11 protein-coding genes and 1 tRNA gene are annotated in these 14799 nt (G+C 58.6%); 8 read left to right on the forward strand and 4 right to left on the reverse strand.

Translation table 11 applies throughout. The features are described from left to right. The first annotated feature begins 69 nt into the window (after positions 1-69). The 3 genes from lon (at position 70) to BSU04_RS05115 (ending at position 3288) form a co-directional block, all read left to right on the forward strand. Entirely contained in the window at positions 70-2493 is a 2424-nt protein-coding gene (lon, locus tag BSU04_RS05105) for an endopeptidase La (protein WP_089159634.1), read from the forward strand. Between the two features lie 309 nt (positions 2494-2802). Then, the gene (locus BSU04_RS05110; protein ID WP_047896884.1) at positions 2803-3075 is read left to right on the forward strand and encodes an HU family DNA-binding protein; all 273 of its coding nucleotides are present in this window, start codon (positions 2803-2805) and stop codon (positions 3073-3075) included. 137 nt (positions 3076-3212) lie between these two features. Further along, positions 3213-3288: transfer RNA gene (locus tag BSU04_RS05115), tRNA-Val, on the forward strand. Here BSU04_RS05115 and BSU04_RS45215 read toward each other — a convergent pair. Then, on the reverse strand, positions 3276-3758 hold the full coding sequence (locus tag BSU04_RS45215; protein WP_144021128.1) for a hypothetical protein: 483 nt from the start codon (positions 3756-3758) through the stop codon (positions 3276-3278). The genes BSU04_RS05115 and BSU04_RS45215 overlap by 13 nt on opposite strands. Positions 3759-4008: 250 nt before the next feature. Next, positions 4009-5619 (reverse strand): MFS transporter, encoded by a 1611-nt coding sequence (locus tag BSU04_RS05120; protein ID WP_089159578.1) that lies wholly within the window; start codon positions 5617-5619, stop codon positions 4009-4011. Positions 5620-6068: 449 nt separating this feature from the next. Here BSU04_RS05120 and BSU04_RS05125 point away from each other — a divergent pair, with 449 nt between their 5' ends. Next, on the forward strand, positions 6069-7211 hold the full coding sequence (locus BSU04_RS05125; RefSeq protein WP_089159579.1) for a sterol desaturase family protein: 1143 nt from the start codon (positions 6069-6071) through the stop codon (positions 7209-7211). A 192-nt stretch (positions 7212-7403) separates the two neighbouring features. Here the strand turns inward: BSU04_RS05125 and BSU04_RS05130 are convergent, their stop codons facing one another. Then, positions 7404-8165 (reverse strand): GntR family transcriptional regulator, encoded by a 762-nt coding sequence (locus BSU04_RS05130; RefSeq protein WP_089159580.1) that lies wholly within the window; start codon positions 8163-8165, stop codon positions 7404-7406. A 68-nt stretch (positions 8166-8233) separates the two neighbouring features. Here BSU04_RS05130 and BSU04_RS05135 point away from each other — a divergent pair, with 68 nt between their 5' ends. The 3 genes from BSU04_RS05135 to BSU04_RS05145 are packed head-to-tail and all read left to right on the forward strand — an operon-like array spanning position 8234 to position 11929. Further along, the gene (locus BSU04_RS05135) at positions 8234-8965 is read left to right on the forward strand and encodes an enoyl-CoA hydratase/isomerase family protein (protein ID WP_089159581.1); all 732 of its coding nucleotides are present in this window, start codon (positions 8234-8236) and stop codon (positions 8963-8965) included. Positions 8966-9012: 47 nt separating this feature from the next. Further along, entirely contained in the window at positions 9013-10401 is a 1389-nt protein-coding gene (locus BSU04_RS05140) for an MFS transporter (RefSeq protein WP_089159582.1), read from the forward strand. Between the two features lie 16 nt (positions 10402-10417). Then, positions 10418-11929, forward strand: coding sequence for an aldehyde dehydrogenase (locus tag BSU04_RS05145; RefSeq protein ID WP_089159583.1), 1512 nt, complete (start codon positions 10418-10420; stop codon positions 11927-11929). Positions 11930-12054: 125 nt separating this feature from the next. Here BSU04_RS05145 and BSU04_RS05150 read toward each other — a convergent pair whose 3' ends face one another. Further along, on the reverse strand, positions 12055-12732 hold the full coding sequence (locus BSU04_RS05150) for a FadR/GntR family transcriptional regulator (RefSeq protein ID WP_089159635.1): 678 nt from the start codon (positions 12730-12732) through the stop codon (positions 12055-12057). A gap of 250 nt (positions 12733-12982) precedes the next feature. On the opposite strand from BSU04_RS05150, the gene BSU04_RS05155 reads away from it, so the two are divergent. Continuing rightward, on the forward strand, positions 12983-14767 hold the full coding sequence (locus BSU04_RS05155) for a gamma-glutamyltransferase family protein (protein WP_089159584.1): 1785 nt from the start codon (positions 12983-12985) through the stop codon (positions 14765-14767). Positions 14768-14799 lie beyond the last annotated feature (32 nt).

Below are 14799 nucleotides of genomic sequence, written 5' to 3' on the forward strand. Positions count from 1 at the left end.
TTAAGGCTTGCAATCCATTTTGACGGCCTTATTTACGACTGAACTGATTCCACTACTGGGGAAATGAAAATGTCAGGAACCCAACTCCTCCCGCAGGAACGCATTACTCTCCCGCTGCTCCCGCTGCGTGACGTAGTCGTTTTCCCGCACATGGTGATTCCGCTCTTTGTCGGACGACCCAAATCGATCAAGGCACTCGAAGCCGCGATGGAAGGTGGCAAGCACATCATGCTTGTCGCCCAGAAGACCGCTGCGAAAGACGAGCCGACCGAAAAAGACATGTACGAAGTGGGATGTATTGCAAACATCCTGCAAATGCTGAAGCTGCCGGACGGTACCGTGAAGGTGCTGGTCGAAGGCTTGCAGCGTGCGAAGACGCTCACGATCGAAGAACAGGAAACACAGTTTTCCTGCGACGTGATGCCGCTCGAACCCGACCACGCCGACAGCGCTGAAACTGAAGCGCTGCGCCGCGCGATTGTGTCGCAGTTCGATCAGTACGTGAAACTCAACAAGAAGATCCCTCCTGAGATCCTGACGTCGCTGTCGGGTATCGACGAAGCGGGTCGCCTGGCCGACACTATCGCTGCGCATTTGCCGCTGAAGCTCGACCAGAAGCAACACATTCTCGAGATGTTCCCGGTTGTGGAACGCCTTGAGCATCTGCTTGCCCAGCTCGAAGCCGAGATCGACATCCTTCAGGTCGAAAAGCGCATTCGTGGACGCGTGAAGCGTCAGATGGAAAAGAGCCAGCGCGAGTATTACCTGAACGAACAGGTCAAGGCGATCCAGAAGGAATTGGGCGAAGGCGAGGAAGGTGCGGATCTCGAAGAACTCGAGAAGCGCATCACCAACGCGCGCATGCCGAAGGAAGCCAAAAAGAAGGCCGATGCTGAGCTGAAGAAGCTCAAGCTGATGTCGCCGATGTCGGCTGAAGCCACGGTCGTGCGCAACTACATCGACACGCTGATTGGTTTGCCGTGGCGCAAGAAGAGCAAGGTCAACAATGACCTGACGAACGCGGAACGCGTGCTCGACGAAGATCACTTTGGCCTCGAGAAGGTCAAGGAACGGATCCTCGAGTATCTTGCGGTCCAACAACGGGTCGAAAAGGTCAAGGCGCCTATCTTGTGTCTCGTCGGGCCTCCGGGTGTCGGCAAGACGTCGCTTGGCCAGTCGATCGCCCGCGCGACGAACCGCAAGTTCGTGCGCATGGCGCTTGGCGGCGTGCATGACGAGTCCGAGATTCGCGGACACCGTCGCACGTACATTGGGTCGATGCCCGGCAAGATCCTGCAGAGCCTGTCGAAGATTGGTGTGCGCAATCCGCTTTTCCTGCTCGACGAAGTCGACAAGATGGGCATGGATTTCCGCGGCGACCCGGCGTCTGCTTTGCTTGAAGTGCTCGATCCGGAACAGAACCATACGTTCGCCGATCACTACATTGAAGTCGATTTCGATCTGTCGGACGTGATGTTCGTAGCGACGTCGAACTCGCTGAACATTCCGCCGCCGTTGCTCGACCGGATGGAAGTGATTCGCCTCTCGGGTTACACCGAGGACGAGAAGATCAACATTGCGCAGAAGTACTTGTTGCCGAAGCAGATCCGCAACAACGGCCTCAAGGCTGGCGAGATGGATCTGACCGAAGAAGCGATCCGCGACATCATTCGGTACTACACGCGTGAAGCCGGTGTTCGGTCGCTCGAGCGCGAAATGTCGAAGATCTGCCGCAAGGTGGTGAAGATGCTTCTGCTGAAGAAGGCGGAAGGCGCGGTCCGGATCGATGGCAGCAACATCGACTCGTTCCTCGGCGTGCGCAAGACCGACTTCGGTCTGGCCGCGAAGGAGAACCAGGTCGGTCAGGTGACGGGTCTCGCGTGGACGGAAGTAGGCGGCGACTTGCTGACTATCGAAGCCGCTGTGATGCCGGGCAAGGGCAACATCATCCGCACGGGTTCGCTCGGGGACGTGATGAAGGAGTCGGTCGAGGCAGCGCGTTCGGTGGTGCGTTCGCGGTCGCGTCGTCTGGGGGTGTCGGATGAGGCGTTCGAGAAGAAGGACATCCACATCCACGTGCCCGAAGGCGCGACGCCCAAGGACGGTCCGTCCGCCGGTATCGCAATGACGACAGCGCTGGTGTCCGTATTGACCGGTATTCCGGTTCGTGCAGACGTGGCAATGACCGGCGAAATCACGTTGCGCGGCGAAGTGTTGCCTATTGGCGGATTGAAGGAGAAGTTGCTGGCGGCGCATCGCGGCGGCATCAAGCTCGTGCTGATCCCGGAAGAGAACACGAAGGATCTGGCTGAGATTCCGGACAACGTGAAGAACTCGATCGAAATCGTTCCGGTTCGTTGGATCGACAAGGTTCTCGAACTCGCGCTCGAACGTGTTCCCGCGGCACTTCCGGAAGAAGAAGCCAAGCCGGCAACGCCTGCCGTTGCGGAGAAAAAGGACACGCCAGCAGTTGGTGAGTTCGTGAAGCACTAAGCGTTACCACGCCCCCGTCGAGGCGTGGCCCGAAGCGGTTGCGCCGGAGTCGAGCGAATCCCAAACCCCGCGTGGTCAGTGTGAACTGACCACGCGGGTTTTTTTATTAGCCCGTCCGCCGTGCGCTTTAGCGCGTCAGAGTTCCGGCAAGGGCCCCCTAATCAGGCTCAATCCCGGTTGACACCGGTCTTTCGGCTACTTCTAATGACCGCCGCACTTAGGGCTTCCGGGGCCCGCGCTCAAGCAGCCTGTCGTGAATCACCTCTTTGCAGCATCGCCCATCCACTAACCATTATTCGGGGGATCACAATGAACAAGACGGACCTGATCGACCATATTGCGCAACAAGCCGACATCTCAAAAGCGGCGGCGAGCCGCGCGCTCGAAGCCGTGATCGGCGGGGTCAAGACGACCCTGAAGAAGGGTGGCTCGGTGACGCTGGTCGGCTTCGGCACCTTTGCCGTGGGCAAGCGGACGGCGCGCATCGGCCGTAATCCCCGTACCGGCGATGAGATCAAGATCAAAGCTGCGAAGGTACCGAAATTTCGCCCTGGCAAAGCACTAAAAGATGCGCTAAACTAGCGGACTCGCTGGATACGGACCGGTTTAAAGCGGTTTCAAATCTGGCGGAGCGGATCACGCACTTCGCATCATGGTGTGAAGATCGCTTGGAAGATCACCTAAAAAAGATCGCTTAAAAGATCGCGAGATCGAGAAACGGGTGCTTAGCTCAGTTGGTAGAGCGGCGCCCTTACAAGGCGTAGGTCGGCGGTTCGAGCCCGTCAGCACCCACCACCGTTTCGCTGGCAAGATCTAAGTAGTTCAGGAATGACCAGAAAAACCCGCATAGCTATTGGCTCTGCGGGTTTTTTATTGCCTGCGAAGCGAATAACTGCGGTAAGGAGTTGGGGGATGCCGACGATAGACCTGAATTTATCGGGCAAGGTACCAAGACGGCGCAGGACTGGGCTGTCTATCTTGATCGCCCTGCAATAAGGCTGGTATTCGGTCGGTGCCGTGGGGCGGGCCGCGTCGCTTGTTGCCACAAATGGCGACGAAGACACATCGGAGTTGATCTCGCTGCGATTAACTTGGCGCTTCACGTGATTTGGATATAAAAGCGCATTGAACCGGCGCGATGCGGCTATCGCGAAGCGTTCTCGTTGTTCATTGAACAGACGATGTTCCGATGAAAATGAAAAAATGAACTCCAGATCTTCCAAGGCGAGCGGGTTTAGTATCGTGGCAATGTCGAGAATACCCACCAGTGCGTCGCATGGATGAAGCCCGCCAATTTAATATCTTGATACATTTTAAAAAGGAATACGAAGTAATTGATATCAAGTTTCAATATCGAGCTAATGCTGCCGGAGGGCGCGCCTCTACGAAGTCACCCGGTGCTCCTCTTGTGTGGCGCATTGCGAATCTGCGTCATCAGGATCATCGGGACCGGTGACCAGATTGATGTTCCTGGAAGATGCGTGCCTCGGTGCCAAGGCACCGAGCAGGAAGCCACTAGTCCAGGGCCGGCGATTCATGTGCTAACGCCGCAGAGACTTCACGACGCGCGTCGTCCTCCTTTTCTGCTGCAACTTCTCCGTGGTCGGATCGAACCCGCCCAAGCAGCATAAAGACCATAACGGCAGCAGCCAAGGTCAGCATGATCGCAACCCAAAGTAGCTTCTTGAACGCAAGGTCATAAGCCAGGAGCAGGTGCGCGTGATCGAAACCCGAAAGGATCGATCCGGCTTTCTCCAGCGTTCCGGCAGCGAGTTGCGCCGCACCTGACACCAAGGTATCCGGATTCTGATCAGGCCTGATGTCGGCCAGCGTTTGCCGCGCGAAAAGCGCCAGCAATGAACCCACAATAGCCATGGCCGTGCTGTCAATCGAGACGCGCAACGCGCCAAAGATACCGACGGCCATTCCGGCCTTGTCGCTAGGGACGACACTCACGGCAAGGTTATCCATCAACCCCCATGGGATGGCGGCACCCAGGCCAATCAGAAGCAGATCCACGCGCATCAGGATGCCATGATCTCCGAGTGGCACCTGGGTAAGTAGAAAGAGCCCTGCGACCGAGATCAGCATGCCCAAACCCGACAGGATGCCAACCGGAATAAATCGGGTGAGCATGGCCGAGAGGAACGGGATAAAGAGCAGCGGCGCTGAAAAATAAAGCATCAGTATCCCGGCATCCAGGGCATTGAGCCCTTCAATCCCGATAAACCGCAGCGGCAGAATAACAAGCAGCGCAATATATGAATAGGCTGTCGCGAGCGGCAGAAGCTGCGCTCCCACGAAACGCGGATAGCGAAACAGACTGAGATCGAGCATGGGATTCAAGACTTTCATCTCGATCACAACAAAAAGGCCCAGCATCAGACCACTCGCCGCAAACAGTCCCAACACAAGCGAGCCCGTCCATCCATGCACCGGGGCTTCAACTACTGCGAAGGTGAAGAGCGTGAGCATCAGGGTGAAGGTGCCGGCACCTGCCCAGTCGAGACCATGCGCCGAAGGATTCTTGCTGTCCGTCATGAAGAAAATGCACAATATCAGAGCGATAAAACTGATCAGCGCACTACTGAGAAAGACCGCGTGCCAGCTGGAAAAAGCGATCAGGATGCCGGCCAGAGTCGGGCCGAAGGCGAGGCCTGCGCCAAACGCGATGCCGATGAGGCTGAAAATCCTGACGCGCGCAGCACCTTCGAATTCCTGGGCCAGCATTGACACGCCGCCGGCATAAGCACAGGCAGCCGCAAGACCGTGCGGAACGCGAAGGAAGTCAATCCACAAGACGCTTGGTGCGAGCGGCATCAGAAGCGAAACGAGCGTCATGACCAACATGCCGATAAAGAAGATTTTCTTGCGGCCATAGTGATCGGCAAGCGCACCTGCCACCATCAGGGTACTGCCGCAAGCGAGCATGAACGCATTGGTGATCCAGGAAAGCGCAATGGTGCCTCCCGCAAGGTCGCGACTGATGTAGGTTTGAGCAGCAGGCCCCGCCGAAAGACTTAAAGGCAAGCTGATGCAGGCCAAGATCACCGCGATGAGAACAAGGGTTTTGGCGCGTGTGGATCGTGGCACTGTCGGGGAAACATTCGTGGTGCGTTGGCGCATCGATAAGATTCCCTAAGGTTCATGCGATACAGGAAGGGCGCAACCGCGCGTTTCCCGGTTCTGGGGATGGGTCAATCGTAGGGGTGTCAGCGTCATGGATAAAGAAAGACAATGTGAATTCATCTGTCGTGAAACACGAATAATGAAAAACGGGCGCATGCTGCGGTTAAATCGAACTGCCGGTCAGCAAGCAGTGTTTGCGTAGATTCTGTACGATTCCAGTCAAGCAATGATTAGCTGTTGCGACAGCGTTCCAGCGGGGGACGCTTCCAAGTGCCATGACTGATTCGCAGCGCCTCTTTGAAGAGCCGGGTCTGTCAGATTCCCAATCCTTACCCGGGACGCCGGCAAGCTCGGCTGGCTTGACCGCTTGTTCTTGCTGCGATCGAACCATTGGCTGAATGAACATGGACGCTTCATATAGCGGGACCACATTGCTGAGATTGTGAATGGACAAGATCATCGTTTTCATACTTCCTGTGTTCGTTGTTCTGATCGGCGCCGAGTTCGCTTATGGCTGGTTCAGGCAACGTAATACTTATCGACTGAACGATGCGCTGAGCAGTCTCAGCCAGGGCCTGATCAGCCAGTTGCTGGCGCTGGTCACGCAGCTTTTTCAAATTGGCTTGTATGTCGTTGTGTTCAATGCGCTGAACCAAACTCCCAACCTCAAGCTGTGGGACACCTGGTACGGGTGGCTGATCGCCATTGTCCTGTTCGATTTCTTCGACTATTGGCTGCATCGCGCTGGGCATGAGTGCGCTGTCATGTGGGCTGCCCATGTGGTCCATCATCAAAGCCAGCACTTCAATTTCTCCACCGCCTTGAGGCAAGAAAGTACTGTCGTGCTTATTGGCTGGATCTTTTACCTGCCCATTGCGGTGATAGGCGTGCCGCCGGAGCAGTTTGGCCTCGCCGGACTGATCGTCCTCTTGTATCAATTCTGGATTCACACTGAACACGTCGGCAAACTCGGCTGGTTTGATCGCGTATTTTCTTCGCCCTCGAACCATCGTGTGCATCATGCGGTCAACGACCAATATCTCAACAAGAACTATGGCGGCATGTTTGTGATCTGGGACAGGATGTTCGGGACTTTCGCGGTGGAAGAGGAGCCTTGCGTCTATGGAACGAGGACGCCCTTGCGCAGTTGGGATCCTGGCTGGGCAATCTTTGCAGAATACTGGTCGCTCGTGCAGGCAACGCGGCAAGCGAAGTCGTGGGCAGACAAGTGGCGCATCTGGCTCAAACCTCCGGGCTGGCGACCAACGGACTCCAGTGAAGACCTTCAGGCACAGGCCTCTGCGCCAACGTTCGACCTGCAAGCGGCGGGGCAGTTGTACGGAGAGCCGCTTGCCAGCAGCGCTGCGATATTTGCCGCCGTGCAATTCGCCCTGATGATGGGAGCAACGGCGGGTTACCTATGGTATGCGGAAGAACTTTCATATCCGACGGAGCTGGGGCTGACCGCTGTTATCGTCGCCGGACTTTGGGCTTTGGGCGCGTACTTGCAAGGCCGTGTGAGCGTCATCCCGGTCATTCTGGTCGACCTCGTGGGCGTGGCGGCGGCGGTCCTGATGTTCAGGGCTTGAACGTCGCTTGAACGTCGCTTGACCAACATTTCCGCGGTGATTCGAAGACGAATGCACCGGTGCGTCCCGTCGAGCTCGCATTGACGAGGTGTTCAATTCAGGGCCGCAGCGAAAGGTGCTGGATATCTGCAACAACAATCATGCGGCGCTCGCTGCTCTGCGTGCTTGAACTGGCGCCACCCGCAACCACTCTCAACCACCCTCGGTTTCCTTAAGCACTGCCGTTGCCGCTTCGCAAGCGCCGCGCAATTGCTCGCGCATCAGGTCTTGAACGCGTTTATCGCCGGTGGCGATCGCGTCCTTGATCTTGACGGCCTGTTCAAACGACGCCCGCATGCGCCCGCCGCGCGCCATCGCAATGCGTCGCAACCGACGCACGGGGCCCATCAGGCTCGCGTGCGTTGCGTGAAGCGTGCGGTTGTCGGCGAGGGTCATCACGATCGAATAAAAACGGTCGAGTGCATCGACATAAGCCGCAGGGTCATTAGCGGCTACGTTCGCGCGCATCTCGCCTATGACGTCTTCCAATTGAGCGCGCCCAAGCGTCGTGATGTTTTCAGCACAAAGCTGGACCGCGAGGCACTCGAGCGCGGTTCGCACCGTGTAGATCTCCGCCACGTCACGTAGCGTCACCGACCGCACAAACGCGCCAACACGCGCCACAACCGTCACCAGACCCTCGCGTTCAAGCTGCGCGAACGCTTCACGCATGGGCGTGCGGCTGACGTCCAGCTGCTTTGCGACCTGCACCTCCGACAGCCGGCTTCCCGGCGCCAGTACGCCTTCCACGATGGCTTCCCGCAGCGCCGGGACCACCACGCCGTCGCTGAGCGAGTCGCTGGATGCGTCGAGCGTGCGCATCTTCGAGTGATATTTACGGCCGATCGCTTCGAGCGCCCGCTCGGGCGCTTCAACGAGATTTGCCGCTTGAGCGCGTTTAGTTGCAGAGGCCATTGACTTTCCGTTGTTCGATGAATACGCTGTATACAGCTAATACAGGCAATTATACAACAGGAGGCTGCTTGGATCACGCGCGCTTGCCGGATCCGGTCGTGATCGATCGATCGGGCGAAATTCTGACCTTTACCCTGAACAATGCCGAGGCCGGCAATGAAGTCACCGCGCCGATGTTCGACGCCATGATCGCCGCGCTACGCACCGAAGCGACCATGCCCATGGCGCGCGTACTGCGCATCCGCGCACGCGGTGAAGTGTTCTGCGCGGGGCGAGAGCGTGCCGGCACGGACGCGGTGTCCATTCATCGTGAAGTATCGCGGCTGATCGAGCTTAAGCGGCTATTGCGGGCGTCTTCCCTGATCACGATTGCCGAAGTGCAGGGCGACGCGTTCGGCTTCGGCTTTGGCCTCGCGATCCTGTGCGACTTCACGCTGGTATCAAGCGGTGCGAAACTCGCCTTTCCCGAGATGCGTCACGGCCTGCCGCCCGCCGCGATCATGGCCTACCTGGGCCGATACACACTGCCCAAGCAGGTGTTCCCGATGGTGCTTTTCGGCGATGCCATCACGCCGGAGGCGGCTTTGAACGCCGGTCTCGTGACCCGTGTTTGTGCGCCCGATACGTTGCGAGCCGAAGCCGATGCACTCGCGCAGCGAATCCTCGCACTTGACGACACCGGCGTGCGCCAGTGCAAGTCCTTCTTCCAGACAGCCGAGGAAAGCTCGGTAGAGCACAACTTCCGATGCGCGACGCAAACGCTGACGGTCTCGGCGTTGCGACTGATGGCCCTGAAGTAACCGGTCATGTATGACGACAAACCCACGAAGGTTTGCAGGAGACGGAAATGAATGTGAATGCAGGCGCACGTCTGGACCGGCTGCCGGTATCGGGCTTCCACAGGCGCATCATGTGGCTGATCGGAATCGGCATGTTCTTCGATGGCTTCGATATCTACGTAGCCTCGACGGTCCTCGGCGCCACGCTGCAAAGCGGCTTTTCCACGCTCGGCCAGAATGCGCTGTTTGTGTCGCTGACGTTCCTCGGGATGATGCTCGGCTCGCTGGCTACGGGATTCCTTGGCGATCGTTTCGGCCGTCGCTTTACGTACCAGACTAACCTCATGATCTTCGGCATTGCGTCGCTGGGTGCCGCGATGGCGCCGAACATGCTGGTCCTGATCGCGTTCCGTTTTGTGATGGGCCTCGGGCTTGGCGCGGAGAACGTCGTTGGATATTCCACGCTCACCGAATTTGCGCCGCCCGCATCGCGTGGCAAGATGCAGGGACTGATGGCCGTGTTCGTCGTCTCGGGATTACCGGTAGCGGGACTGATCGGACTTGTGCTGATCCCCTCGATGGGCTGGCGAGCCATGTTCGTGCTCGGTGGAATTGGCGCACTTGGCGTCTGGTATGCGCGCAAGTCGTTGCCGGAATCTCCACGCTGGCTTGAGTCGGTGGGTCGTCATCAGGATGCCGAAGCGATTCTTTCGAAGATCGAGAACGAGGTACGGGCCGAACACGGTGGCTCGTTGCCAACGCCGTCGCCCAAGCCCTCGGTCGCGCCATCCCGTGCGCTTGGCTCGCTTTTCATGGGCGCAATGTTGCCGCGCATGATCGTAGGGTGCGTGACGCTGGTGGTGATCAATACCTTGTTATACGGCTTCGTGACGTGGTTGCCGACCTTCTTCGTGCATCAAGGATTCAGCATTGCGAAGTCGTTCGGCTACGCGCTCGTGATGTCGCTCGGTGCGCCTATTGGCTCGGGTATAGGCGCGCTGACGGCAGATCGATGGGGTCGCAAGCCGACCATTATTGGCGCATCGATCCTGGCCATTATCTTCGGTGCGATCTATCCGTTCGTGAGCAACCCGGTCATGTTGCCGGTCGTCGGCTTGCTGCTGGTGATCCCTATTTATGTGCTGGTCGCCCTGCTGTTCGCGATCTACGTGCCGGAGCTGTTTCCAACCGAAGTGCGCCTTCGTGCATCGGGTATCTGCAACACGCTCGGTCGAGGTGCGACGATCGTCACGCCTTTCATCGTGGTCGCGCTCTTTGGACGCTACGGCGTGGTCGGCGTGCTTGCGTTGATGATCGGCTTGCTGGCAATTCAAATTGTGGTGGTGGCATGGCTTGGCGTCGAGCCGACCGGCCAGCGCCTGGAAGACATTCAGCCGACGGACGCGCCCGAGCGCCTCGACATCGGCGCCGATACGCGGGTTTCCCCGCTCAAGTAATCACGGAGAAAGCAAGATGGATGCAGTGAACAAGCAGTTCCTGAGTGCGCAGTTGTTTATTGACGGAAAGTTCGTCGATGCCGCGTCGGGCGAGACCATGGACATCATCAATCCGGCGGACGGCGCTACGATCGGGACGTTGTCGAAGGCATCAGCGCAGGACGTGGGCCGTGCGGTGCAATGCGCGCACGACGCGTTCGAAAGCGGCGTATGGCGCGACATGGCTTTCCAGCAACGGGCTCGCGTGCTGAACCGCTTCGCTGATCTGTTCGAAGCCGACCTGGAGAATTTCTACAAGCTGGAGACCCTGAACAATGGCCGGCCGATCGTCGAGACGCGCGCGCAGATTTCGCGCTTGCCGCAGTTTTATCGATACTTCGCGGCGCTTGCACTTACGCGCCGTAGCGACGTGATCCCAATTGAAGGACCGTACCTCTGCTACACCCAGCGCGTACCGCTTGGCGTGTGTGCGCTGATGACGTCGTTCAATCATCCGTTGATGATTTTGTCGAAGAGCCTCGCGCCGGCACTCGCAACCGGCAATAGCGTCGTGATCAAAGCGTCGGAGCAGACACCGCTCACCACGGTGCGGCTGGTCGCGTTATTGCAGCAGGCGGGTGTTCCTGACGGCGTGGTGAATGTGATCAACGGCGAGGGCAAGGAAGCGGGCGCTGCGCTGGCGCGTCATCCGCTGATCGCCAAGGTCGTGTTCACCGGCGGTACCGAAGTGGGGCGTTCCATAGGCGAGGCAGCGGCGCAAACTTTCGCACTGACAACGCTCGAACTGGGCGGCAAGGGCGCGGTGATCCTGTTCGACGACATGGACATCGATCGCGCGGTGAACGGCGCTGCGTTTGCCGCGTTTATCGGCGCGGGGCAAACCTGCGTGTGCGGTGCGCGCCTGCTCGTGCACGAGTCTATCTACGAGAAGTTTCTCGAGAAATTCCGCACCAAGGTCGAGGCAATTCGCGTGGGCAATCCCGCCGATCTCAACACGCAACTAGGCCCTGTGATCTCCGAGCGTTCGCGTACGCGCATCCTCGGTATGCTGGAACGGGGCATCGCGCACGGGGCGAAGCTGCTCGCGGGCGGCGGTATTCCGGCGCATCTGAGCGAGGGTTTTTATCTGCAGCCTACAGCGTTCTACGACGTCGATCCGAAGTCGGAATTGGGGCAGGGAGAGGTGTTTGGTCCCGTCACCGTGATCATGCCGTTCAAGGACGAAGCGGACGCGCTGCGCATTGCCAACGACACGCAGTTTGGCCTCGCGGCCTCTGTTTGGACAACAGACGTGGCGCGGGCGCATCGCGTGGCGAGCAAACTGGTGTTCGGCATGGTCTGGATCAACGATCACCATCGGCTGGATCCGGCTTCACCGTGGGGCGGCTTCAAGAACAGCGGCGTGGGACGGGAAACCGGGATCGAATCCTTCGACCAGTTCAGCGAGCCGCGTGCGGTGACTGTCAATACCAGCGGCATCACAGTCGACTGGTACGCCGACGATGGTCAGTTGAAGCGGCTCAACTGAAGCAACCGAAACTGACAAAGCCGGCTGGGGCATGGTGACCCTGACCCTGACGTGGCGATTCTGGTTTCTTCAGGAAAGAGGCGCTTGCTCGACAACCCGGTAGCTGGGCGTTGCGGCAGGAAACCTCAGCCGCCGCGTTCAGTGGCGTCGTCTCGCCCGACGGACGTGCGCCACTGAACGCTGAGCAGGTGTTCCCGCATGGTCCGTGAAGCCAATTCGCTATCGCGGGCTTTCATGGCGCTGACAATATTCTCGTGCTGTTGGGCGAAATAGCGACGGGTCTCCTGAGCAGCGGTTTTTTCACGCACGTCCGGCTTGACCCGCATGCCATTGATGACTTCCATCAGGGCGATGAGAGCGGGGTTGCGCGTGGCCTGTCCGATCAGTAAATGAAATCGATGATCCCATTGTTGCCACTGCTCATCGTTCTTTGCGGCAGCGTTCTTCCGCGCGCATTTCTCAAGTTCAAGCAAGTCATCCCCGCTCGCTTTCGTCGCGGCAAGTCCGGCAAGTGCCGGCTCGAAAAGCAGCCGCATTTCTGCGATGTCCGCTGGGCTGGCTCCCGCGCGGAGCCCGCGTAGGGTCGGTGCAAATTTGAGTGGTCGCGCACCCAGATAAGTGCCGCGGCCGACACCTCGCCACACACGGCCCGAGGCCTCCAGCGAGGCAAGCGCCGTGCGCAATTCCCTCCGGGTAACGTCCAGGTCTTCGGCGAGACGTCTTTCAGGAGGCAACACGTCGCCGTCCTTGAGTTGGTGGTCGACGATATATTCCTGCAGCCTGTCCAATAGTGGTTTATCCATTTTCATCTTTGAACGTTTTTTCGTACCGATTGTTGTACTGTTTTGTACCAATCATCATTGGTACAAAAATACCAGAATGTGACTTACTTTCACGCAACCGAATATATTTTGTATCGACTAAAATCGCCTGATTGAAGGGTTATAACTAGCTGCATCCCGGTATCGCTAGGCATAGCATTGTATTTTTTTATGTGAACCAATCAAAATTGGTTCGATCGATGATCCTCCGTCGTCGCAAATGGAGTTGCGCATGTCGTTCACAACCCGACCGGAACTGATTGGCACATTCGGCATGGTGTCCTCGACGCACTGGCTGGCCAGTGCGTCGGCGATGGCCGTTCTCGAGAGAGGGGGCAATGCCTTCGATGCGGCAGCCGCGGCAGGTTTCGTTTTGCAGATCGTTGAGCCGCATCTGAATGGACCCGGCGGCGAACTGCCGGTGGTGTTCTACAGTGCACGCGAACAACGGGTCCGCGTACTGTGCGGGCAGGGCGTGACGCCCGCGGCAATGACGATATCGCGCATGCGTGAGTTGGGTCTGGAGGTCGTTCCAGGTACGGGGTTGTTGCCAGCGGTCGTGCCCGGAGCATTTGGCGCCTGGATGCTGATGCTGCGCGACTACGGCCAGTTGCCACTTGCAGACGTGATGAGCTACGCGATCGGCTACGCGGAAAACGGCTATCCCGTTCTCCCGCGAATGACGTCGTCAATCCTTGCAATCAAGGATTTCTTCCAGACTGAGTGGCCCACGTCGGCTGAGCAATGGTTGCGCAATGGCGACGCACCGACGCCGAACCAGTTGTTCGCCAATCCGGCGATTGCGCACACGTACAAGCGCATCCTGGAAGAGGCGAATACCCGCAGTGATCGTGCTGAGCAATGCGAAGTGGCCAGCCAGGTTTTTTATCGCGGATTCGTGGCACAAGCTATTGACCGTTACTTCCGGTCGACCGCGGTTCTCGACACTTCCGGCCAGCGTAACCATGGCCTGCTCAACGCGGACGATCTTGCGCGCTGGGAGCCGTCCTACGAAGATCCGGTCTCATACGACTATGAGGGCTTGCGCGTTCACAAGACCGGCCCATGGGGTCAAGGACCGATGTTTCTGCAGCAACTCGCGCTCCTTAAGGGCTTCGATCTCACCGCGATGGATCCAATGGGCCCGGATTTCGTCCACACAATAATTGAATGCTCGAAGCTCGCGTTTGCCGATCGCGAGGTGTTTTACGGCGATCCTCTATTCGCGCAAGTGCCCATGGGAATGCTGCTGAGTGACGCCTACAACGACGAACGGCGCCGGCTGATCGATCCCGGCCGCGCGTCGTTTGAATTCCGTCCCGGCAGGCTGGCCGACAGCGAACTGCGTGCCGCACTGATCATGGCCAATGCGGGAAAACAGCAGTCTGGCGGCTTTGGCCAGGGCGAACCGACGTTCGCTCCCTTGCCTGAACTGCGTGGCGATACGGTTCATCTCGACGTGGTCGACCGCTGGGGCAACATGGTCTCGGCAACACCATCGGGTGGATGGCTGCAGGCCTCGCCCGCCGTTCCCGGTCTCGGCTTCAATGTGACCACGCGCGCGCAGATGTTCTGGATGGAAGAAGGTCTGCCATCGTCGCTCGGGCCCGGGCGTCGTCCCCGCACCACGCTTTCGCCCACGCTTGTCACGCGGGAAGACAAGCCTTATGCGGCGTTCGGCACGCCCGGCGGCGACCAGCAGGATCAGTGGTCAATCCAGCTGTTTCTCAGGCATGTGCACGCCGGCATGAACTTCCAGGCCGCTGCGGAGGCACCCTCGTTCCAGACTGCTCACTTTCCCGGCTCGTTCTATCCGCGCTCGATGCAACTGGGCAAGATGTCCGCGGAGTCGCGCTTTCCCGAGAGCACGCTTGCCGAGTTACGCGCGCGAGGGCATGACCTGACTGTCGCCGAGCCCTGGTCGTTAGGCCGGGTCTGCGCGGTTGGGATCCGGAGCGGGCTGATGCGCGGCGCGGCCACACCTCGCCAGATGCAGGCATACGCTATCGGACGATAACGTTCGCATCCCCGTTTCGCATCCTGAGACAC

This window comes from Caballeronia sordidicola (assembly GCF_002220365.1).
Lineage (GTDB): Bacteria > Pseudomonadota > Gammaproteobacteria > Burkholderiales > Burkholderiaceae > Caballeronia > Caballeronia sordidicola_C.

Excerpts from the sequence above, each read along its gene's own strand:
- BSU04_RS05150 (WP_089159635.1), bottom strand. The coding sequence starts at position 12,732 with ATGGATAAACCACTATTGGACAGGCTGCAGGAATATATCGTCGACCAC.
- BSU04_RS05140 (WP_089159582.1), top strand. The coding sequence starts at position 9,013 with ATGAATGTGAATGCAGGCGCACGTCTGGACCGGCTGCCGGTATCGGGC.
- BSU04_RS05120 (WP_089159578.1), bottom strand. The coding sequence starts at position 5,619 with ATGCGCCAACGCACCACGAATGTTTCCCCGACAGTGCCACGATCCACA.
- BSU04_RS05145 (WP_089159583.1), top strand. The coding sequence starts at position 10,418 with ATGGATGCAGTGAACAAGCAGTTCCTGAGTGCGCAGTTGTTTATTGAC.
- BSU04_RS05110 (WP_047896884.1), top strand. The coding sequence starts at position 2,803 with ATGAACAAGACGGACCTGATCGACCATATTGCGCAACAAGCCGACATC.
- BSU04_RS05155 (WP_089159584.1), top strand. The coding sequence starts at position 12,983 with ATGTCGTTCACAACCCGACCGGAACTGATTGGCACATTCGGCATGGTG.
- lon (WP_089159634.1), top strand. The coding sequence starts at position 70 with ATGTCAGGAACCCAACTCCTCCCGCAGGAACGCATTACTCTCCCGCTG.
- BSU04_RS05125 (WP_089159579.1), top strand. The coding sequence starts at position 6,069 with ATGGACAAGATCATCGTTTTCATACTTCCTGTGTTCGTTGTTCTGATC.
- BSU04_RS05130 (WP_089159580.1), bottom strand. The coding sequence starts at position 8,165 with ATGGCCTCTGCAACTAAACGCGCTCAAGCGGCAAATCTCGTTGAAGCG.